Annotated in this window: 18 protein-coding genes; 17 read left to right on the top strand and 1 reads right to left on the bottom strand. The window is 56.5% G+C overall.

Features of this window, described 5'->3' with window-relative positions; translation table 11 throughout:
• Nucleotides 1–126: 126 nt before the first annotated feature.
• From AC3WJN_RS09935 to AC3WJN_RS09865, 15 genes are all read left to right on the top strand, one after another.
• Nucleotides 127–1005 carry a branched-chain amino acid ABC transporter permease gene (locus AC3WJN_RS09935; RefSeq protein ID WP_007782929.1) on the top strand — a complete coding sequence of 293 codons (879 nt, stop codon included), beginning with the start codon at nt 127–129 and terminating at the stop codon, nt 1003–1005.
• Nucleotides 1006–2034: a branched-chain amino acid ABC transporter permease gene (locus tag AC3WJN_RS09930; RefSeq protein WP_005830733.1), complete on the top strand. Its 1029-nt coding sequence runs from the start codon at nt 1006–1008 to the stop codon at nt 2032–2034.
• A complete protein-coding gene (locus AC3WJN_RS09925) occupies nt 2031–2798 on the top strand; it encodes an ABC transporter ATP-binding protein (protein WP_007782926.1) in 768 nt (255 codons plus the stop codon). The genes AC3WJN_RS09930 and AC3WJN_RS09925 overlap by 4 nt, the downstream gene beginning before the upstream one ends.
• A gap of 11 nt (nt 2799–2809) precedes the next feature.
• The gene (locus tag AC3WJN_RS09920; protein WP_005830736.1) at nt 2810–3553 is read left to right on the top strand and encodes an ABC transporter ATP-binding protein; all 744 of its coding nucleotides are present in this window, start codon (nt 2810–2812) and stop codon (nt 3551–3553) included.
• Nucleotides 3554–3589: 36 nt separating this feature from the next.
• Nucleotides 3590–4789, top strand: a complete 1200-nt coding sequence (locus tag AC3WJN_RS09915; protein ID WP_007782923.1) for an ABC transporter substrate-binding protein — start codon at nt 3590–3592, stop codon at nt 4787–4789.
• A 102-nt stretch (nt 4790–4891) separates the two neighbouring features.
• A complete protein-coding gene (locus tag AC3WJN_RS09910; RefSeq protein ID WP_005830740.1) occupies nt 4892–5719 on the top strand; it encodes a methyl-accepting chemotaxis protein in 828 nt (275 codons plus the stop codon).
• A gap of 115 nt (nt 5720–5834) precedes the next feature.
• Complete coding sequence (gene paaA, locus AC3WJN_RS09905; protein ID WP_005830742.1) at nt 5835–6803, top strand: 1,2-phenylacetyl-CoA epoxidase subunit PaaA; 969 nt, start codon at nt 5835–5837, stop codon at nt 6801–6803.
• 10 nt (nt 6804–6813) lie between these two features.
• Nucleotides 6814–7161 (top strand): 1,2-phenylacetyl-CoA epoxidase subunit PaaB, encoded by a 348-nt coding sequence (gene paaB / locus AC3WJN_RS09900; RefSeq protein WP_005830744.1) that lies wholly within the window; start codon nt 6814–6816, stop codon nt 7159–7161.
• 17 nt (nt 7162–7178) lie between these two features.
• Nucleotides 7179–8012, top strand: coding sequence for a 1,2-phenylacetyl-CoA epoxidase subunit PaaC (gene paaC / locus AC3WJN_RS09895; RefSeq protein WP_005830746.1), 834 nt, complete (start codon nt 7179–7181; stop codon nt 8010–8012).
• Between the two features lie 15 nt (nt 8013–8027).
• Nucleotides 8028–8531 (top strand): 1,2-phenylacetyl-CoA epoxidase subunit PaaD, encoded by a 504-nt coding sequence (gene paaD / locus AC3WJN_RS09890; protein WP_005830748.1) that lies wholly within the window; start codon nt 8028–8030, stop codon nt 8529–8531.
• Between the two features lie 25 nt (nt 8532–8556).
• Nucleotides 8557–9999 carry an NAD-dependent succinate-semialdehyde dehydrogenase gene (locus AC3WJN_RS09885; RefSeq protein WP_005830750.1) on the top strand — a complete coding sequence of 481 codons (1443 nt, stop codon included), beginning with the start codon at nt 8557–8559 and terminating at the stop codon, nt 9997–9999.
• Nucleotides 10000–10363: 364 nt separating this feature from the next.
• Nucleotides 10364–11254, top strand: coding sequence for a cytochrome c oxidase assembly protein (locus tag AC3WJN_RS09880; protein WP_005830751.1), 891 nt, complete (start codon nt 10364–10366; stop codon nt 11252–11254).
• A gap of 34 nt (nt 11255–11288) precedes the next feature.
• On the top strand, nt 11289–11747 hold the full coding sequence (locus AC3WJN_RS09875; protein ID WP_005830753.1) for a DUF420 domain-containing protein: 459 nt from the start codon (nt 11289–11291) through the stop codon (nt 11745–11747).
• 111 nt (nt 11748–11858) lie between these two features.
• Entirely contained in the window at nt 11859–12794 is a 936-nt protein-coding gene (gene cyoE / locus AC3WJN_RS09870; protein ID WP_025848327.1) for a heme o synthase, read from the top strand.
• 136 nt (nt 12795–12930) lie between these two features.
• Nucleotides 12931–13845 (top strand): COX15/CtaA family protein, encoded by a 915-nt coding sequence (locus AC3WJN_RS09865; RefSeq protein ID WP_026558007.1) that lies wholly within the window; start codon nt 12931–12933, stop codon nt 13843–13845.
• A gap of 87 nt (nt 13846–13932) precedes the next feature.
• Here the strand turns inward: AC3WJN_RS09865 and AC3WJN_RS09860 are convergent, their stop codons facing one another.
• Complete coding sequence (locus tag AC3WJN_RS09860; protein WP_007782896.1) at nt 13933–14658, bottom strand: hypothetical protein; 726 nt, start codon at nt 14656–14658, stop codon at nt 13933–13935.
• A 169-nt stretch (nt 14659–14827) separates the two neighbouring features.
• On the opposite strand from AC3WJN_RS09860, the gene AC3WJN_RS09855 reads away from it, so the two are divergent.
• Nucleotides 14828–16069 (top strand): exonuclease SbcCD subunit D, encoded by a 1242-nt coding sequence (locus tag AC3WJN_RS09855; protein WP_035317214.1) that lies wholly within the window; start codon nt 14828–14830, stop codon nt 16067–16069.
• On the top strand, nt 16066–19716 hold the full coding sequence (locus tag AC3WJN_RS09850) for an AAA family ATPase (RefSeq protein WP_433947751.1): 3651 nt from the start codon (nt 16066–16068) through the stop codon (nt 19714–19716). The genes AC3WJN_RS09855 and AC3WJN_RS09850 overlap by 4 nt, the downstream gene beginning before the upstream one ends.
• The last annotated feature ends 5 nt before the right edge of the window (nt 19717–19721 follow it).

The following is a 19721-nucleotide window of genomic DNA, read 5'->3' as shown; positions in this document are numbered from 1 at the left end:
GAAGAAAGCGCCCTAGTCAATATGCTAGGGCATTTCTTCTGCAATAATATTTCCAATAAATAAAATGTAAGCGTTTTATGTGGTAGTTTTGTTCGGACGCGATACAAAAGGGGGTACAGCACGAATATGACGGAACTGTTGCAGTATGTCGCAAACGGCCTCGTCAGCGGCGGTATTTATGCGATCGTCGCGGTAGGGTTCATCACGATTTACAACGTGAGCAAAGTCATTAATCTCGCACAGGGAGAATTTTTGATGCTGGGCGGAATGGTGACGGTTGCCTTGATCGGGATGAATCTGCCGTACGGATTAGCAGCGCTGCTCGCCATCATAGCAGTGACGGCAATCGGCATCATCATGCAGAAGTATGTCATCGCTTATGTGAAAAAGGCTAGTCCTATTAGTTTGATAATTTTGACAATAGGCATTTCCACTTTGATTCGAGGCATCGCCAGCTTGATATGGGGCAAGGATGCATTTGCGCTGGAGCCGATCACGAGCAACGAGCCGATCTCGTTCGGGGGCGTGACGATTGCTACGCAAAGCGTGTGGATTTTGGCCGCTGTCCTTATTATTCTGTTTCTTCTCTGGTACTTGATGGATAAGACGATTTTGGGGAAAAAGATCAACGCCTGTTCGGTCAATCCGATGGCTGCCCGCCTGATGGGGATTTCACCCACGAAGATGAGCATGCTCGCCTTCGCAATCAGCGGAGCCACCGGAGCGATTGCCGGAATCGTGATTGCCCCGCTTAGCGTGACCTCCTACGACATCGGGGTGCTGCTCGGAATCAAAGGATTCTCCGCAGCCATTCTGGGCGGTCTGGGCAATCCGCTCGGTGCAGCGGTTGCCGCCTTTTTGCTCGGCATCGTCGAGTCGCTCGGAGCAGGCTACGTCAGCTCCGGGATGAAGGACGCGATCGCGTTTCTCGTTCTGATCGGCATGCTGCTGGTGAAGCCATCCGGCCTCTTTGGAGAACGCAGCGTAGGAAAAGGAGGGCTGTAGATGAAGCGGTTGTTGACGAAATGGGGAAAAGGCTTCGGCATTTATCTCGCCTTGATGGTGGTGTTCCCGTTCGTGATGCCGGATGAGTATTACCGCTCCGTCGGGATTATTATCGGGCTGCATGCCATCGTGACGATCGGGCTTTGTCTGGTGATGGGGCTTGCCGGACAGATTTCGCTCGGACAAGCAGCCTTTTGGGGAATCGGTGCATACACGTCCGCCGTTTTGACCACGAAGTACGGCCTGTCGCCGCTCGTCGGCCTCGTCGCCTCCGCAATCATTCCCGGCCTGTTCGCCTTTATTCTCGGCAGGGCGATCGCCGGGCTGCAAGGCTACTACCTCGCCATGGCGACCTTGGCCTTTGGCTACATCGTCCAGATCGGCATTACCGAGTGGGAGCCGGTCACTGGCGGGGCGAGCGGGATGATTAGCATTCCGCAGGTGCCGCTGTTCGGCGGCAGCGAGCTGTCCATGTACTACCTGATCTGGGCGATCGTCACCTGTGTGCTGTTATTCTCGCTCAACCTTATGCATTCGCGGGTCGGCAGAGCTTTTCGCGCGATTCACAAAAGCGAGATTGCCGCAACCTCGATGGGCGTTGACGTGCGCAAGTTCAAGCTGAACGCCTTCGTGGTCAGCGGGATGTTCGCCGGAATTTCCGGCGGCTTGTACGCCCACTACATGGGGATTCTCGATCCGCAGCCGTTCGGACTGCACGAATCGATCAAATTTCTCACCATGGTCGTCATCGGGGGGATGACGAGTATATGGGGGGCGCTGATCGGCACCGTACTGATCGGCTTTATCAGCGAAGGATTGATTCTGCTCAGCGAAGTCATTCCAGGCTTGCAGGGCGACGTCGATACGATCGTCTTCGGCGGCATCCTCGTCTTGATCGTCATGTTCATGCCAGAGGGACTTGTGCCGCGGATTCGTTCCGCCTATGAAAAAGCGCAAGCGAAAAAGGCAAAAGAACTGGCCGCGAAGACGCAGTCTGGCGAGCGGGTAGAAAGGAAGGCGGCAACATGACAACTCTGTTGGAAGTGCAGGAGCTGTCCCGCGATTTCGGCGGGGTACGAGCTGTCAACCAGGTGAACTTTCAAGTGCGGGAAGGCGAGATTTTGGCGCTGATCGGCCCGAACGGCGCGGGGAAAAGCACCGTGCTGAACATGGTGTCGGGCGTCATTCCTCCCTCCGAAGGCGAGATTCGCTTCCAGAGCAAGCCGATGACGCGAGTCCCCGGCTACGAATACGCCGGATTGGGGATCACCCGCACGTTTCAAAACCTCCAGACGTTTGACGATATGACCGTACTCGAAAACGTCATGGTCGGGATGCATACGAAGACGCGCTCCAGCCTGTTTGCCTGCGGCATGAACCTCGGCAGCGCGAAAAGAGAAGAGAAAATGATGGAACAAAAGGCGCACGCCTGGCTCGGGCGTGTCGGACTGGCGCCGGAATCCCAGCAGCTTGCGGGAAGCTTGCCGTACGGAAAGCTGAGGCTGATGGAGATTGCCCGGGCGATGGTCGCCGGACCGAAGCTGCTCTTGCTCGACGAGCCGGCGGCAGGCTTGAACCATACCGAGACGGCGGAGATGAGCCGGATGTTTTGCGAGATTCGCGACAGCGGCACGGCGATTTTGCTGGTAGAGCATGACATGGACATGATTATGACGATCGCAGACCGCATCGTCGTTCTCGATCAGGGCACGAAAATTGCGGAAGGAACCCCGCGCGAAATCCAGGAGAACCCGCGCGTCATCGCGGCCTATTTGGGAACGGAAGAAGAGTAGGGGGAAAACAGATGGAGAAAGCGATTTTGAAAGTGGACAACATCACGGCTCGCTACGGTCCCGTAGAAGTGTTGCACGGCATTACGATGCAAGTCAACGAAGGGGAGATCGTCTCGCTGCTCGGCGCAAACGGCGCAGGCAAAACGACGTTGTTGAACTGCATCTGCGGGCTGCACAGCGCGAAGGAAGGGAAAATCTGGTTCCGCGATACAGACATTACGGGGATTCCGGCCGAGCTTGTGGTGCCGCGCGGGATGGCGCACGTGCCGGAGCGCAGGCAAATTTTTTCCACGCTGACCGTAGAGGACAACTTGTGGCTCGGCGCTTCTCATCGCATGCCGAAGACGAGCAAAAAAGAAATCGCCAAAGAAATGCAGACAGTTTACGAGCGCTTTCCGATCCTGGCGGAGCGGAAGTGGCAACTAGGGGGAACGCTTTCAGGGGGGCAGCAGCAAATGCTTGCGATTGGCCGGGCGCTTTTATCCAGACCGCAGCTTTTGCTGCTGGACGAGCCGTCGCTTGGCCTCGCTCCGCTGATTGCCAAGGAAATTTTGACGATCGTGCAGGAGATTCGCTCCCAGTGGGGCACGACGGTGTTGCTGGTCGAGCAAAACGCTCGCGCCGCGCTGGCCATCTCCGACAGAGCCTACGTCCTGAGTACGGGAGAGGTCATGCTCGAAGGCAGCGCTGAAGAGATCAGTAACGATCCGCGAGTGCAATCTGCTTATTTGGGTCACTCCCATCAGGCAGTTTGACATTATAGAAGATAGATAATCGAAGGGGGTTTTACGATGAAAAAACGAACGTTTGTCAAGTGGCTGTACCCGGTTGCGATTGCTTCTCTCGTCATGCTCAGCGCCTGTGGCGGCGGCGGGCAGCAAGCACAACAATCCGGCGGCGGGCAGACTGCAGCGACAGAGAGCAAAGAACCGATCAAGGTAGGGGCGATTTTCTCCCTGACTGGTCCGAACAGCCCGCTCGGCGTACCGGAAAAGCAGGCAGTTGAGCTGTTGGTCAAGGAAATCAACGGAGCAGGCGGTGTGGATGGCCGTCCGGTAGAGGTTGTGCTCGAAGACGACAAGTCGGATAACACCGAAGCGGTCAAAGCGATCAAGAAGCTCGTTTCCAAAGAAAAAGTAGTCGCTGTGCTCGGCTCGTCCGGCAGCGGCCCTTCCCTGGGGATGGCGGAGTTTGCCGCAGCCGAGAAGCTGCCGCTGATCTCGATGGCAGCCGCGGACCAGATTACCAACCCTGTGCGCGCAGGCATTTTCAAAACACCGCATACCGATGTGCACGGCACGAAGCGCATTTTTAAATATTTGAAAGAAAAAGGCATTACGAAAATCGCAACGCTCAACGACAGCAATCCGTACGGTAGCGGCTGGACCACCCAACTGCAAAAATACGCGCCGGAGTACGGCATTACGATTGTGGCAGAAGAGAAGTACGGGACGAAGGACCCGTCCATGAGCTCCCAGTTGACCAAAATCAAAGGCACGGATGCACAGGCGCTGATCGTGGCAGGTACCAACCCTGGCCCGGCGACGATTGTGAAGGAAGCGAAGCAGTTGAACCTCGGCATTCCGATCATCAGCAGCCACGGGTCGGCGAACAGCAAGTTTCTTGAGCTGGTTGGCGACGCGGGCGAAGGCGTCCTGATGGTAGCGGGCAAGCTGCTCGTGCCCGATCAGGTCGATGCGAACGACCCGCAAGCGGCTATCATCAAAAAATTCACAGAAGGCTACCAGGCGGCGTACAACACGCAGCCGGACGGCTTTGCCGGATACGGCTATGACGGCTTGAACCTGCTCGTGGAAGGCTTGAAGCAGGCAGGCGGCGATGCTTCCAAGCTGGGTGAAGTCCTGGAAAAAGTGAAGTACGTAGGCGTTACCGGGGAATTTACGTTCTCGGCAGAAGATCACAACGGCCTGACGGAAGATAGCATGATTATGGTCGAAGTGAAGGATGGCAAATTCCAGATTGTAAAGTAGCAAAATCGATGAGGCAGTAGGAGACGATGGCTGTTCTTTCCGCAGACTTGACGATGGCGGGGAGAATAGCCGTTTTCGTCCCCGCGCCAGGAGGGAAGAAACATGTCGCAGCTTTTAAACAGCTTGCTTACGGTCGCGCCCATTTTGCAAAAAGCGTTTTTGTTCGATTGCATGGTCGGGGTCACCGACCGGGAAAAATTTCTCGCCTACTATCCGGCCCAAGGGCTGAATCTCGGGATCAAAACAGGGGACCCGCTGCGTCCGGGCAGCATCAATGCGACGGCGATTGCAGAAAACAAGCGGGTCGTGAAGAAGATCCCCAAGGAAATTTACGGCATTCCGTACATAGCAGTCGGCTATCCCATCGTCGAAAAGGGACAAGTGGTGGGCTGCCTGGCAACTGGCGTAACGACTGACCAGGAAGACCGTTTGCGCAACCTGGCGGAAAATTTGACGAGCGCACTGGAAAACATCGCCCTGCATACCGTGAGCCTGGCGAAAGACGCGGAAAATCTGGCGCAGGCCAGCCACACGCTGAGCGACGCAGCAAGCCAGATGGAAGTGAAGATCGCGGAGACGACGCAAATCAACGAGCTGATTCGCAACATTTCCACCCGTTCGAACGTGCTTGGCTTGAATGCTGTGCTGGAAGCAGCGCGTGCCGGAGCGGCCGGGCGGGGCTTTTCCGTCGTCGCAGAGGAGATTCGCCAGCTCTCGCAAACGACTTCGACGTCGGCGAAGGATATTTTTCGCATTTTGGCTGAGATGAACGAACTCGTCGCCACAGTGTCCGGGGAGATGGAAAAGACGCTGAACCACAGCCTGCAGCAGTCTACGCGCATACAGGAGCTGGATGCGGTCATGCAGGAGCTGCGGCATATGGCAGAGCAGTTGAAGAAGGCGGCTGCCCTGTCCGGACGGCTGGAATGAGCTGGTTCACGACGGAAGCGTATTGCAAAAACGTATGACGTTATGTTATTATAACGTTATAAAAACGTATTATAAAATTATCATAATGGACAACGGGTAAAAGGAGGTTTTCTCCATGCAAACACAGATGGAACGTTCTGATTTGACGGAAAACGAAAAAATGGAAGCGTTTTTAGCGAGAATCGATCGTGGAGAAAAGATCGAAGCGGATGACTGGATGCCAGACGATTATCGGAACCAGTTGATTAAGCTGATTTCGATGCACGGCATTAGCGAGATCATGGGCGCTTTGCCGGAAAAGGAATGGGTTCCCAAGGCACCGACACTGCGCCGCAAGCTGGCGATCATGGCGAAGGTACAGGATGAGATGGGACACGGACAGCTTTTGCTGCGCGTAGCGGAAGATTTGCTGGCGCCGCTCGGCAAGACGCGCGAAGACTTGATGCAAGATTTGTTCGCGAAAAGACTGAAATTTCACAATGTGTTCCACATGGAAGCGCCGACCTGGGCAGATGCCGGGGTGATCGGCTGGCTGGTTGACGGAGCCGCGATCATCACTCAGTCCATGTCGCTCGATACATCGTATGCGCCGTATGCGCGGGCTTTGCACCGCATCTGTGCGGAGGAAAAATTCCATGCGCAGCATGGCGAGAGCATCGTGCTGGAGCTGGCAGAAGGCACGGAGGAACAGCGCCAGATGCTGCAAGAGGCGATTACCCGCTGGTGGCCGTCGCTGTTGATGTTCTTCGGACCGCCTGAGAACGGCACGATCACGAGCAACCAATCGACCAACATGCGCTACAAGATTCGCACGCAGACCAACGAAGAGCTGCGTCAGGTCTTTTTGAAAAAGTATTTGCCGCGCATTTTCCACCTGGGCTTCACGGTTCCGGACGATACGATTCACTTCGACGAAGAAAAAGATGAGTGGGTGTATCAGCAGCCTGACTGGGAAGCGTTCAAGCAGATCGTCAAAGGCAACGGCCCTCGCTCTGCTCATCGTCTGAACCTTCGGGAAACATCGTATGAAGAAACAAAATGGGTGCGCGATGCGATTATGTCGTACGGCCGCCACGTAGGGTAGGTGAATGAATATGAACAACGAAACAGAAGCCAAAAACAACTTTTTCATATACGAGGTATTCAGCCAAAAAAGCGTAAACTCTTCGTTTGTCCATCAGTTCAGCCTTCTGGCTCCGAACAAGGAAGTGGCTTTGGCGATGGCGCGCGAGAACTTCCTGCGCCGCGAGACATGTTTTAATCTCTGGGTCGTCAAGCGCGACGATATTTACGGCTTGTCGCCGGAGGAGCGCCCGTTTTTGGAGCGGATCGACAACAAGAGCTACCGGGAGACGAGAGGCTACGGGGACTTGCAGGCGAGATGGCGCCATCACCGGGAGAAGTACGAAGAAAAACAGAAGCATGCGGAAAGCGGCAGCTAAGCAGGAGGGAAACAATCATGGGCGACTTTTCACGAGTAGAGACAGTAGAAGCGGCAAAGCAGAATCCAGAATACGCGCAAGCCTTGACTGATCTGTTGTTCCAACTGGCTGACGACGATTTTATTCTCGCGTACCGGGGCTCGGAATGGCTCGGGCTTGCCCCGCATATCGAAGAGGACGTCGCGTTTTCTTCCATGTCGCAGGACATGATGGGCCATGCCGTGATGTTTTATGAAATGCTGGAGCAGCTTGGCGTGGGCAAGGCAGACGATCTCGCGCAGCTTCGCGAAGCGGATGCGTTCCGCAACGCGATTCTGGTCGAACGCAAAAACGGGGAAGGCGACTACAACAGCGATCCACACTACGACTGGGCGTATGCGATTGTCCGCAGCTACGTGTACGGCTTGCACAAGCAAGTGCGCCTCGAGGCGTTGCTGCAATCGTCCTATGTGCCGCTCACGCTGGTCAGCCGCAAAATGCTGACCGAGCATCGCTACCATCTGATGCACTGGCAAGTGTGGCTGAAGCAGCTTGCGAACAGCACGCCGGAAGCGCGGCAACGGCTGGAAGCGGCGATTGCAAAAGTATGGCAGGATGCTGGAGAGCTTAGCCAGCTCGGTCCGAACGCGGACAGCATCGTCCGCTGTGGCCTGATTGCCGCTGAGAGCGAGCTGAAGCAGAAGTGGCTGACGCTTACGCAAGATATTTTCGAAAAAGCGGGACTTGTCTGGCCGGGAGAGCCGGGAGTGCCGGCGGAGCGCGGCCGTCATGGACAGCATACGGCTGAGCTGGCGCAAGCTTTGGCTACCTTGTCGGAAGTGTATCGCATCGATCCGGCCGCGAACTGGTAAAAAGGGGTGATCTGCATGGCGCAGGAAGGAATGCACGTACACGATGGGCTGGAAGCGACATGCTGGGAACTGCTGCAGCAAGTGACTGATCCGGAGATTCCGGTCATAAGCATGGTAGAGATGGGGATGATCCACCAGGTGCGGGTAGAGGACGATGTCGCGCATGTCGACGTGCTCCCTACCTTCGTCGGCTGTCCCGCGCTTGAGATCATGAAAAAGAACATCGCAGAAAAACTGGTGGAGGCGGAAGGCATCAGCAAAGTAGAAGTTCAGTTTGTCTACGACCCTGCCTGGACGTCCGATCGCATCGCGCCAGAGGCGAGAGGCAAGCTGAAAAGCTTTGGCATCGCACCGCCGCCAATCGATTTCAAACCGGGAGATGTCTGGGAGGTAACCTGTCCTTACTGCGACTCCCCATATACACAGATTGACAACCTGTTTGGCCCTGCCGCATGCCGCAGCATTTTGTACTGCCGGCATTGCAAAAATCCGTTCGAGGCCCTAAAGCCAATCTATTGAAGAGAGATTGAGAGGAGCGATAGTCATGGGAGAGTACAAGCAAATGTATATCAATGGGGAATGGGTTTCCGCCGAGGGCGGCGAATCGATTCAGATCGTCAATCCGGCTACTGGCGAAGTCGTGGGAAGCGCCGCTTTTGGGGATGATCGCGATGCCAAAAAAGCGATTGATGCCGCACATGAGGCGTTTGGAAGCTGGTCTCGCCTGACTGCTCGCGAGCGCTCCAAATATTTGTACACCTTGTCCGAACTGGTCAAAAAAAGCCGCGATGAGCTGGCTGGCATCATCTCAGCCGAAATGGGCAAGCCGCTCGGCGAGGCAAAAGGCGAAGTGCTGGGCGCGGCCGACAACTTCGTCTGGTACGCGGAAGAAGCGAAGCGCGTCTACGGCGAGACGATTCCTTCGTCCGTGCCGAACAAGCGGATCATGGTGCTCCGCCAGCCTGTAGGCGTGGTCGGGGCGATCACCCCATGGAACTTCCCGGTGAACATGGTCGCTCGCAAAATCGCTCCCGCTCTGGCGGCAGGCTGCACAGTGGTGTTGAAGCCTGCGGAGTCTACTCCTCTGTCTGCGATTCGCCTGTTTGAGCTGATCGAGCAGGCTGGCTTCCCGAAAGGCGTCGTCAACCTCGTCATCGGCAAGCCGGAATCGATCGGCCAGGAGTTTATCGAAAATCCGAAACTGAGCAAAATCGGCTTTACAGGCTCTACTCGCGTCGGCAAGCTGCTGATGGAGGGCGCAGCGAAGCAGGTGAAGCGCGTCAGCATGGAGCTGGGCGGACATGCGCCGTTCATCGTATTCCCGGACGCGGATCTGGACGCGGCGGTCAAAGGGCTGTTTGAGAGCAAGTTCCGCAACTCCGGGCAAATGTGCATTTGTACAAACCGCCTGTACGTCCACGAAGATGTGGCAGACGCGTTTACCGAAAAGCTGGTCGAGCGCCTGAAACGGGCAAAAGTAGGGGACGGACGCCTGAAGGAGACAGAAATCGGTCCGCTGGTGAACGAGCGCGCGCTGAACAAAGTGCTGGAGCACATTGAGGACGCCAAGGAAAAAGGCGGTCAGGTCGTGTACGGCGGCAGCCGACTGACCGAAGGCGAATACGCGAACGGCTTCTATTGCGAGCCGACGGTCATCACGGGTGTGACAGAAGCGATGAAGATCGCCAGCGAAGAAACGTTTGGCCCTGTCGTTCCGCTCGTTCGCTTCACAGACGAAGCAGACGTGGTGCGACAAGCAAACGACACGCGCTACGGCCTTGCTGCCTACGTGTACACGCGCGACAACCAGCGCTGCTTCCGCATGGCCGAGCAGTTGGAGTACGGCATTGTCGGCATCAATGACGGCTCGCCGACCCAGACGCAAGCTCCGTTCGGCGGATTCAAGGAAAGCGGTATCGGACGCGAAGGCGGACGCTACGGCATGGATGAGTATTTGGAGACGAAATTCGTTTCCTTCGGAGTGTAAGCCAAGCGAGTTTTTTTACGGGACCAGAGGAATCTGGTCTCTTTTTTTTACAGATAAGATAGGACAACCAAGGCTGCGCCAACGGCTTGGCCCAGCCAAGTTTTCTAATGTCAGCGCATTTGTCAACACTTTGTTCATTTTTCTTATCAAAGAAGAAGAGAATCAGCGGTATAATGGAGATTGTATAGAGGGCACCCTTATTAGGTAGATTAGAATTTAAAAAATTCCAATCGACATAGCGCGCAGCTCGGCCAGATTGTAAAACGAAGCGGGCAGCAAGACTTGCGCCCGGTTGGGAGCGCTGGCCCTGCAACGACTGACGTGGCGAAGCCCCAGGCTTTACTATTAGGAAGGGAGGATTTGAATGGGTCAGCATCAACACGAGCTGTCAGCGATGAACGCGACGGCATCCTTTTCAGATTTGTGGAGTCCCGATGTGATGCTTTTCACTCTGCTTATCGCTACGGTATATTTCCTGGTGACAGGTCCCATGCATAAACGTTTTGAAAATGCCACGATGGCAACCACGAGGCAAAAGCTGCTGTTTGTTTTTGCCCTGTTGCTGTTTTACGCAGCACAAGGGAGCCCGATCAGCTATTACGGCCATCATTACTTGTTCAGCTTGCACATGCTGCAGCAATCGATCTTATACTTTGCCCTGCCTCCCATCGTGCTTTTGGCGATGCCTGAGTGGCTTCTGGAAAAAATCTTTCAGCCACGGCCGCTCAACGCGATGCTGCGAGCTTTTACACATCCGTTAGTGGCTGCGCTTTTGTTCAATACGCTGTTTTCGTTTTACCACATCCCGTTTATTTTTGACGCGGCGGCGCTTCATCATCAATGGATGACGGTCTATCACGTTATTTTGATCCTGGCTGCCTTTGCGATGTGGTGGCCGATTGTCAGCCCGTTGTCCGACAGCAAGAGACAACTGGCCGGATTGAAAAAGCTGGTGTACATCTTCGTCAACGGCGTGCTGATTACGCCCGCCTGTGCGCTGATTATTTTCGCGTCCGATCCGCTGTATGCGACGTACATCTCGGCTCCGCAACTGTTCCCGAGCCTCAGCACTTTCAGCGACCAGCGGCTTGGCGGAATCATCATGAAGCTGGTGCAGGAGCTTGTGTACGGCTCTGTACTCGCCTATGTCTTCTACCACTGGTATAAGCAGGAGAAGCAGGACGACCTGCCCATGGATGAACAGCCAGGCGCCCTGCTGATGAAAACGCCGGCTACGGATGAAGGCAGGGTATAGAATTATAGATAGATTATTCGAATGAGGTGTAGAAATGTCCATCTTGCTGCCTACGATAAGCACATCGTTTATCGTCATCAGCGGTATTCTTGTCGCTTGTGGCTGGTATGCGGTCGCGAAGAAACAAATTGACAAACACATGAAGATCATGAAATGGGCTGCCATCTGTGCAACGATCTTCTTTATCACGTATGTATCCAGAACGGCTTTTGTCGGAAACACGCATTTCGGTGGGCCTGACAGCTTGAAGCCAATCTACCAGACGTTCCTGATCTTTCATATCGTACTGGCTACGGTAGGGGGAGTAATGGGGCTGGTGACGCTCAGACACGCCTACAAAAACAACATTGCCGCCCACAGAAAAATCGGGCCGTGGACGTCGATCGTCTGGTTTGTCACCGCCATTACCGGAGCTACGGTGTACACCTTGCTCTACATCATTTATCCGGGCGGCGAGACAGCCGGCGTTCTGGATGTTATTTTTGGCAAGTAGGGCGTGCGCTTTTCAAGTTGACTAGCTTCTTTGGCATTCGATACAATGAAAGTTAGTTTTTCAAATTGGATATTCGCATGTTCAGATAGATTCAGACAGGAGGTACAAAACGTGGACCAGCAAGTGACAATGCAGGAATCGCTTGATACTGAGACGCCCCTGCACGCACAACCGGGAGAGCCGGCAACTTTTCGGGACTACGTAGAACTGACAAAGCCTGGAATTACGATGTCCAACCTGATGACCACTTTCGCTGCTTTATGGCTGGCATCTTACGGTTTTCCAGACTGGAAATTGGCGATTTTCACCATGCTCGGTACAGCTTTGGTGATTATGTCGGGTGCGACGTTAAACAACTACTATGACCGCGATCTGGACAAAAAAATGAAGCGGACCAAAGGGCGCGCGCTCGCAGCAGGGCGGATTTCTCCGCGCACCGCGATTCTGCTCGGAATCGGCTTGCTGCTCGCAGGTTTGGCCGTGCTGGCGGTATTCGCGAATCCGCTGGCTGCTGTCTGGGGACTGATCGGCCATATTTTCTACGTGCTGATTTACACGCCGCTCAAGCGCGTGACTACCTTGAACACCGTCATTGGCGGGATTTCCGGTGCGGCTCCGCCAGTCATCGGCTGGGTAGCCGTCACAAACAGCATGGACCCGGCAGCGTGGCTGCTGTTCCTGATTTTGTTCCTGTGGCAGCCACCGCACTTCCTCGCGCTGGCGATGCTGAAAACAGAAGAATACCGCGCAGGCAATCTGCCGATGCTGCCAGTCGTCAAAGGCTTCGCCGAAACGAAGCGGCAAATGGTGCTGTGGGGCTCTGTCCTGTTCCCGGCTTCGCTCCTGCTCTTCATCCACGGCAGCGTAGGCTACGTCTACCTGGCTGTGATGGGCTTGATGGGCATCGTGTACATGGTGCTGCTGTTCCAAGGCTTCAAGGCCAAGGATGATCTCGCCTGGGCACGCAAGCTGTTCGGCTATTCGATCCTGTATTTGACGATCTTTTGTGCCGTCATTGTCATCAGCACAATGGTGTACCATTATTGACACGAAACACTCACGAAATGTTCACGGAACATCCCTTGCTTAGCAGGGGATGTTTCATTAATGTAAGAGAGGGCAACAGTTAAGAGGCTGCTTCACCGTGAGTCTCAAACATCACAGGAAACAGGGTGTATTCACTATGGAAAAATGGCTGAAACCTCTAGCCGTTCTTGCTACTCTCGTCATGTTTATCGTCATGATCGCCGGGTCGCTTGTGACCAAAACGGATTCCGGTCTGGGCTGTGGAAACGACTGGCCGCTCTGTAATGGCAAGTGGGTCCCGGAATATACATTGGCATCAATTATTGAATACATGCATCGGTTGATTACAGGTGTGGCTGGCATCGTTGTGGTTGTTTTTTCCGTGCTGTGCTGGCGCCACTATCGGGGCAACCAGGAAGTGCGCAATCTCGCCCTGTTCGGTCTGTTTTTTATCGTTCTGGAGTCCATTCTCGGCGCTTCTGCGGTCATTTGGCCGCAATCGTCATCCGTGCTGGCTCTGCACTTCGGGTTTTCCCTGCTGGCTTTTACCGGCGTGTTCCTCTTGACCGGGTTCGTGCTGCAGCGGGACAAGATGGAGAGCATGGTGCAAGATACGGCATCGACGGGTTTTCGCAACTGGATGTGGGCCGTGGCGGCCTATACGTACGGTGTGGTCTATCTCGGAGCGTACGTCCGGCATACCGGATCGAGCATGGCTTGTAGCGATTGGCCGCTGTGCCAGGGGCAACTGATTCCTCAGCTCTCCGGCCAGACAGGCATTCATTTTGCCCACCGGCTGGGCGCGTTGCTTCTCGTGTTTTTGCTGCTCGGAACGATGATTTATGCCATGCGCCACTTCAAGGAAAAGCGCCGCGATCTGTACGGCGCAAGCATTCTCGCCTTCGTGCTGGTCATCCTCCAGGTGTTCAGCGGCGGATTCGTGGTTCTGTTCCAGCTTCACCTCTATGCTACGCTGCTCCACTCGATGATTATTACGATTCTTTTCGGGGTCATCAGCTACATGTGCTTGCAGTCGCACAAGTCGCCGCAAGCAGGCAAGCTGAGAAGATAGAGACAGTGATTCGCGCTTGAAAAAAGCCGCACTCCCGCTTTTGTGCAGGGGGTGCGGCTTTGTGCATTTTACGTTTGCGAACTGGCTTTACGGAACAGGGGTGAAGACGCCCTGGTCAAATTGGTAGACCACAAGCTTGGTTGCGGTCTTGCCGGGGAGGGGGATTCCACTGTCCGGGTCAAGCTCTTGCTCTGTCGTCCAGTAGTATAGCTGCGGGATCTCTCCGCTTATAATCTGGTAGCTGCCGAGCGTCTGGAAAAGCTGACCGCCGGGAACGGAGGAGGTTTGCTTCAACAGTCCGCTCCAGGCTTCCACCAGCTTGCCTTTTTCCAAGTACCAGAGGTGAGCTTCGTAGACGCTCAGTCCGGTTCCTCCCGTATGGTCAACCGTTTCAAGCAGACGCGTTCCTGTCAGCTCGATGCGGCTGTCCAAATAATACGGGTCGAGCTCGGGATGGTTTACCTCCTGTGCATAATCCCAGCGTTCCGGTTGCAGCTGCGGGACGTTCCACCGCTTTTCTGCGATGAGCGAATACGTGCGGTCTGGCTTTTGATCGAGGACGTAAAACGTGCCGATATGTACGCTTGCATTTTGCTTGGCAATAATCTCCAAATCAGCGTCTTCATCCAGATTGACCAGTTCAAAATCAACGTGAGGCAGGTCAACAGGATCATGGGCACTTGCATTGATCCAGTTGATGACCTGCTCAGGTGTGGGGGAGACGGAAGCGGGCGACAAGGGAGCGGCAGCGTGGACCAGGCAGGGAAGAGCCAGTCCGGTGAAAGTGAAAAACAGCAGGCGGCGAACCAACAAGGGTAACAAGCTCCTTTCGGCGGATGGTAGGAAAGAACAGGGATCTAGTAGAAAGACGCAGGCAGAGCGCAAAAGTTACCGGCAAGTACCGTAAATTTCAACCACGCACCGCTCTGTCTTTTGTTACAATAAAAAGCAAACACATGATCGTGGAGAAAGGATGGGAGTCATGCGCATTTTACATACGGCCGACTGGCATTTCGGGCGGCAGCTCGAAGGCCGCGACCGCCGGGCGGAGCAGACGGCATTTGTGGACGAGCTCTGCCGGATCGCGGAAGAGCGGGAAGTCGATTTGGTGCTGGTGGCAGGAGATGTGTACGATTCGGTAAACCCGCCAGCGTGGGCGGAGGAGCTTTTTTACGAGGCGCTGGAGCGCTTGTCTGCGGAAGGCCGCCGGGGGGTTATCGTGATCGCGGGCAACCACGACCAGCCTGAGCGGGTCAGGGCAGCATCGCCGCTTGCCGCGAAGCACGGAATCGTTTTGCTCGGCTTGCCGAAGGAAGCGCCTTTGATCGCACAGTCACCGTCCCCGGACCGGGTACAGGTCGTCCAGGGAGGCCCTTCCTGGCTGGAGCTGAAGGTGCCGGGCTGTGAGCATCATGCGGTGGTGCTCGCGTTGCCGTACCCTTCCGAGTCGCGGCTGAAGGAGCTGCTCAGCGAGAGCTTTACGCAGGAGCAGATGCAGCTCGCCTTTTCAGAGCGGATCGCTCGGTTGTTTGCCGATTTGTCCGTCCATTTTCGCGAGGACACTGTGAATCTGGTCACGAGCCACTTGTTTGTGATGGGGGGCATGGAGACGGATTCGGAGCGGCCGATTCAAATTGGCGGCGCTTTGACGGTGTCTCCGCAAGCTTTTCCGAAAAACGCCGACTACGTGGCGCTCGGCCACCTGCATCGCCTGCAAAAGCTCAGCGACAAGCCGCTCGTGCGCTACAGCGGCTCGCCGCTCTCGTACAGCTTTTCCGAGGCGGGGCAGAGCAAGGCGGTGGTGTTGGTCGAGGTGGAGCCTGGGCAGGACGTGCGGGAGGAAATCATTTATTTGACGAGCGGCCGTCCGTTGGCGCGCTGGAAGGCGACAGAAGGAATCGCCCAGGTCGAGCGCTGGCTTGCCGAAGGACGGGACGCAGGCTCCTGGATCGACCTGGAACTGCACGTGACAGACGTGATCGACCCGGCGGAGTTTCAGCGTGTACGGAAGCTCTCGGACGACTTTTTGAAAATCCAGCGCGTCGTCATTCGCGAAGAGCGCGACGAGGAAGAGGCGCAGCGGGTGGAATTGACGAAGCTGACATCGGATCAGTTGTTTCGGCGTTTTTATGAGCGCAAAAAGGGAGCGGCGCCGGATGAGCGGCTCGTTGCCTTGTTCCAGCGGCTGCTGGCGGAAACCGGGGGAGAGGGGGAAGAAGCGTGAGGCCGATTCGATTGAAGCTGGCAGGGATGCACAGCTATCGGGAAATGCAAGAGGTTGACTTCGAAATTTTGTGCCAGGCGGGACTGTTTGGCATTTTCGGACCGACGGGCAGCGGCAAATCGACGATACTGGATGCGATCACGCTGGCGCTGTACGGACAGGTCGTCCGGCTCGGCGGCGGGAACCATCCCAAGGAAGTGCTGAATCAACTGGAGCAGCGCGTCTTCGTCTCCTTTACGTTTGAGCTGGGCACAGGTAATGAGCGCAAGCGATATACGATTGAACGGGAATTTGGACTGGATAAAAAAGGGAACAAACGCCAACCCGAGGTGCGACTGATTCAGTCCGGCGCGTTGAGCGGAGAGCCGGATGTCGTGCTGGAATCGAAGGCGACGGCAGCTACTGCGGCGGTCGAGGAACTGATTGGCCTGACTTTGCAAGATTTTACCCGCGCGGTTGTTTTGCCGCAGGGGCAGTTTTCCCGCTTTTTGACGCTCAAAGGCAGCGAGCGCAACGAGATGCTGCAGCGGATGTTCCGGCTGCACATCTACGGGGAAAAGCTGAGCGAGCGCGTGCGGCACGCTCTCGACCAGGCAAAGGAGCAGATGCACCGTCTGCAGCTCGAGACGGCGGCGTTGGGAGAAGCGGGGCCGGAAGCGCTGGAGCAGGCGCGACAGACTTTTGAGGAAGCAGCGCAAATGGAGCGGTCGTTCACGGAGCAAAAGCAGGAGCTGGCCGGAAAGCTCAAGGAACTGGAGCAGCTCGCCCAGTGGCAAGGGGAGCTTGCCCAAGTCCAGCAGCAGTTGCAGCAGCAGGCAGCGAAGGAGGCGGAAATCGCTCTGCTCACGGCAAACATCCGCGAGTGGGAGGCGAGCATTCGCCTGTGGCCGCTGGTGCAGCAGTACGAGCGGCTCGATCAGGAATGGAGCGTGACCGGGCAGGCGCTGGAGCAAAGCCGGGAACAGCAGGGGACAGCACGGCTTGCCCTGGAAGCGGCAGAAGCCGAGTACGCGCGGGCGCAGGCGGAGCTGGCCGCGCAGGAGCCGCAACTGATCCAGCAAAAAGGCAGGCTGGTTCAGGCCCAGGAATGGGAAGCAGAGCTGAAAGCGATTCGCGAAGAGCAGTCTGTGCTGGAGCGCGAATGGCAGGAAGTATCGCTTGGCCTGGCGCAGACAGAGGCGCAGCTTGAGCGGGACGAAGCCGCTCTGCAAAAGTGGGAGCAGGAGTGGAACAAGCTTGCGGAAGAAAGCAGGCAGGCGATGGTGGCTCCGGAGTGGCGAGAGCGCGTCGCGCGGGCGCGGGAAGCGAAGCAGCAGTGGGAGCGGGAAGAAAAGAAGCTGCGCGAGCTGGAAGCGGAGCAGGCAACGGCCGTGTCTCGCCTGCAGGCGGCGACGGATAGAGCCAGTGTGGACACACGCGATTGGGAACAGTCCGCAAACCGGCTGGCCGAGCTCAAAGAACGGCTGGCAAAAGCGGTGGACAAACCGCTCATGAGCGACGAGGAATGGGAGCGGTCGCGCAATGTGCTGGCGGAAATGAAGCAGGTAGGCCGCCAATGGCGCGAAGGCTTGACGGCGATCGCGAGCTGGCAGGAAAAGTGGCAGCAGATCGAGCAGGAGCGGCAGCAAGCGGCGAAGCGTTACCAGGAGCTGGCTGAGGCGGTTCAGGCGTGCGAAGCCGAGGCTCTTGCGCGGCTTGCCGAACGCGAAGGGCTGCGCCAGGAGTGGGAGCGCTGGCAGCAGGAAAACATGGCCCGCTACTTGCGCGAGCGGCTGGAAGAAGGCAAGGAATGCCCGGTGTGCGGCTCGCTGCATCATCCGCTGGACGGCCAGGGTCATCCGGCAGACGGCGAAGCAAAAGCGGCGGGTGACGACCTGCGCGCCCGGATCAAAGCGTCCGAAGAAGCCGTGAAGGCAGCCGAGCAAAAGACAGCGCAGGCGAAAGAAGCGTGGGTGACGGCCAGGGGGACACTGGCTGCTGCCGAAGAGAGAGCAGCCGCAGCGCAGGCCGAGTACAAAGAGCTGGAAGCGCGGCTGGCCGCCGTCAAGGCGGAGTGTCACGGACATGGGCAGCCTTGGCTGGTAGAGACGTTTGAAGAGCTGATTGCCGTCTACCAGCGCGAGGAAAAGGAGCTGGCGGCCAAGCACGCCGAGCGGGAGCAGGCCAGGGAAGAACGGGAGCGCCTGCAAAAGCAGTTGGAAGTGCTGCGCGAGGAAGAAGCCGAGAAGAAGCGGTTGATGGAAAAAAGCGGCCTGCTGCTCGAACATGCGCAAAAGGTACTGGATGAGAGCATTGCCCGCGTTGCCGTTGCTGTGGCAGCGGCGAAGCAGTCTGGCGAAGAGCTGGATGCGGTGCGCCAAGAGATGTTGATCGAGGAAATTGAACAGCGCTACGAGGAAATCGGCCGCCTGGACCGGAAGCTGGCAGAGCTAGAGCGCATGCGCGCCGAGCAGGAAGCTTTGCGCAGCCAGCTTATGACACAAGTAGAGGCTGCCAAATCGCGAAAAGCCGATTGGAAATCGCGTGAATCCGCTCTCGGGGAAAGGCTGGCCGACCGAAAACGGATGTGGGAGCAAAAGCATGCCCAGTGGCTGGAGCGGACCGGCGGCATTCCTGCGCAGGAGGGGCTGGCTCAGATAGAACAGACGCTAGACTCGCTGCGCCAGTCGCTGACAGAGGCCGAGGCGAAGCGCAAGGCAGCGGCAGAGGCGAGACAGGCAGCCCAAAACGATTTGGTCAAGCATTCGGAGACGCTGGCCGTTTTGACCAGACAGCGCACAGAGGCGCATGAGGCTTTGTATCAGGGGCTGCAGGAGACGGGCTTTGCCGCCTTGGAGCAAGTGCGTGAAAAGTACGCAGAGCGCGGCAAGCTGCCTCAGGCGAAGGAGCAGGTCGAGGCGTATGCGCGCGTTTTGGGACAGCTTCGCTACGAGGAAGACAGGCTGCTGCAAGCCATTGCAGGCCGTACGATCTCGCACGAGGAGCTTGTGAGCGCCAAAGAAGCGTGGGAGACGTGGGAGCAGTCTTTTGCGGAGGCGCAGAAGCAAGTCGCCGTCGCCAAAGAGCACGTCGAGCGCATGGAGAAAAACCATAGCAGGTGGCAGGAGCTGCATCAGCAAATCGTCGAGTTGCAAGACGAGCAGAGCCGCCTGGAAGAATTGAAAAAGCTGTTCGAAGCGAAGGCGTTCGTCCAGTTTATTGCAGAAGAAAAGCTCGTGTCCATCGCACGGGATGCATCCTATCACCTGAAGCGGATGACCGCAAATCGCTACGGTCTGGAAATCGGCGACGAGGGCGAATTCGTACTGCGCGATGAAGGCGCGGGCGGGATGCGCCGTCCGGTCAGCACCTTGTCCGGCGGCGAAACGTTTTTGACCTCGCTTGCGCTTGCGCTCGCCCTGTCGATGGAGATACAGATGCGCGGCGGCCGACTGGAGTTTTTCTTTTTGGACGAAGGCTTTGGAACGCTCGATCCGGAGCTTCTGGAGGTCGTCATGGACGCGCTGGAGCGGCTGCGGATGGACGATTTTACGATCGGCGTCATCAGTCACGTCCCGGAAATACGCGTGCGCATGCCGCGCCGCCTGGTCGTGACGCCGGCAGAGCCGATGGGCAAAGGCAGCACGCTGCAACTGGAGATGGAGTAGGGAAG

This window comes from Brevibacillus sp. FW306-2-1A-C05A (assembly GCF_058781555.1).
The sequence above is the reverse complement of the archived record's forward strand: the minus strand, read 5'-3'. Positions and strand labels throughout refer to the sequence as shown.

What these genes read in the sequence shown, in the direction of transcription:
- AC3WJN_RS09920 (WP_005830736.1), top strand. Translation starts at nt 2,810, where the DNA reads ATGGAGAAAGCGATTTTGAAAGTGGACAACATCACGGCTCGCTACGGT.
- AC3WJN_RS09930 (WP_005830733.1), top strand. Translation starts at nt 1,006, where the DNA reads ATGAAGCGGTTGTTGACGAAATGGGGAAAAGGCTTCGGCATTTATCTC.
- AC3WJN_RS09855 (WP_035317214.1), top strand. Translation starts at nt 14,828, where the DNA reads ATGCGCATTTTACATACGGCCGACTGGCATTTCGGGCGGCAGCTCGAA.
- AC3WJN_RS09880 (WP_005830751.1), top strand. Translation starts at nt 10,364, where the DNA reads ATGGGTCAGCATCAACACGAGCTGTCAGCGATGAACGCGACGGCATCC.
- AC3WJN_RS09910 (WP_005830740.1), top strand. Translation starts at nt 4,892, where the DNA reads ATGTCGCAGCTTTTAAACAGCTTGCTTACGGTCGCGCCCATTTTGCAA.
- paaA (WP_005830742.1), top strand. Translation starts at nt 5,835, where the DNA reads ATGCAAACACAGATGGAACGTTCTGATTTGACGGAAAACGAAAAAATG.
- AC3WJN_RS09875 (WP_005830753.1), top strand. Translation starts at nt 11,289, where the DNA reads ATGTCCATCTTGCTGCCTACGATAAGCACATCGTTTATCGTCATCAGC.
- AC3WJN_RS09885 (WP_005830750.1), top strand. Translation starts at nt 8,557, where the DNA reads ATGGGAGAGTACAAGCAAATGTATATCAATGGGGAATGGGTTTCCGCC.
- paaB (WP_005830744.1), top strand. Translation starts at nt 6,814, where the DNA reads ATGAACAACGAAACAGAAGCCAAAAACAACTTTTTCATATACGAGGTA.
- AC3WJN_RS09865 (WP_026558007.1), top strand. Translation starts at nt 12,931, where the DNA reads ATGGAAAAATGGCTGAAACCTCTAGCCGTTCTTGCTACTCTCGTCATG.
- paaC (WP_005830746.1), top strand. Translation starts at nt 7,179, where the DNA reads ATGGGCGACTTTTCACGAGTAGAGACAGTAGAAGCGGCAAAGCAGAAT.
- paaD (WP_005830748.1), top strand. Translation starts at nt 8,028, where the DNA reads ATGGCGCAGGAAGGAATGCACGTACACGATGGGCTGGAAGCGACATGC.
- AC3WJN_RS09935 (WP_007782929.1), top strand. Translation starts at nt 127, where the DNA reads ATGACGGAACTGTTGCAGTATGTCGCAAACGGCCTCGTCAGCGGCGGT.
- AC3WJN_RS09925 (WP_007782926.1), top strand. Translation starts at nt 2,031, where the DNA reads ATGACAACTCTGTTGGAAGTGCAGGAGCTGTCCCGCGATTTCGGCGGG.
- AC3WJN_RS09915 (WP_007782923.1), top strand. Translation starts at nt 3,590, where the DNA reads ATGAAAAAACGAACGTTTGTCAAGTGGCTGTACCCGGTTGCGATTGCT.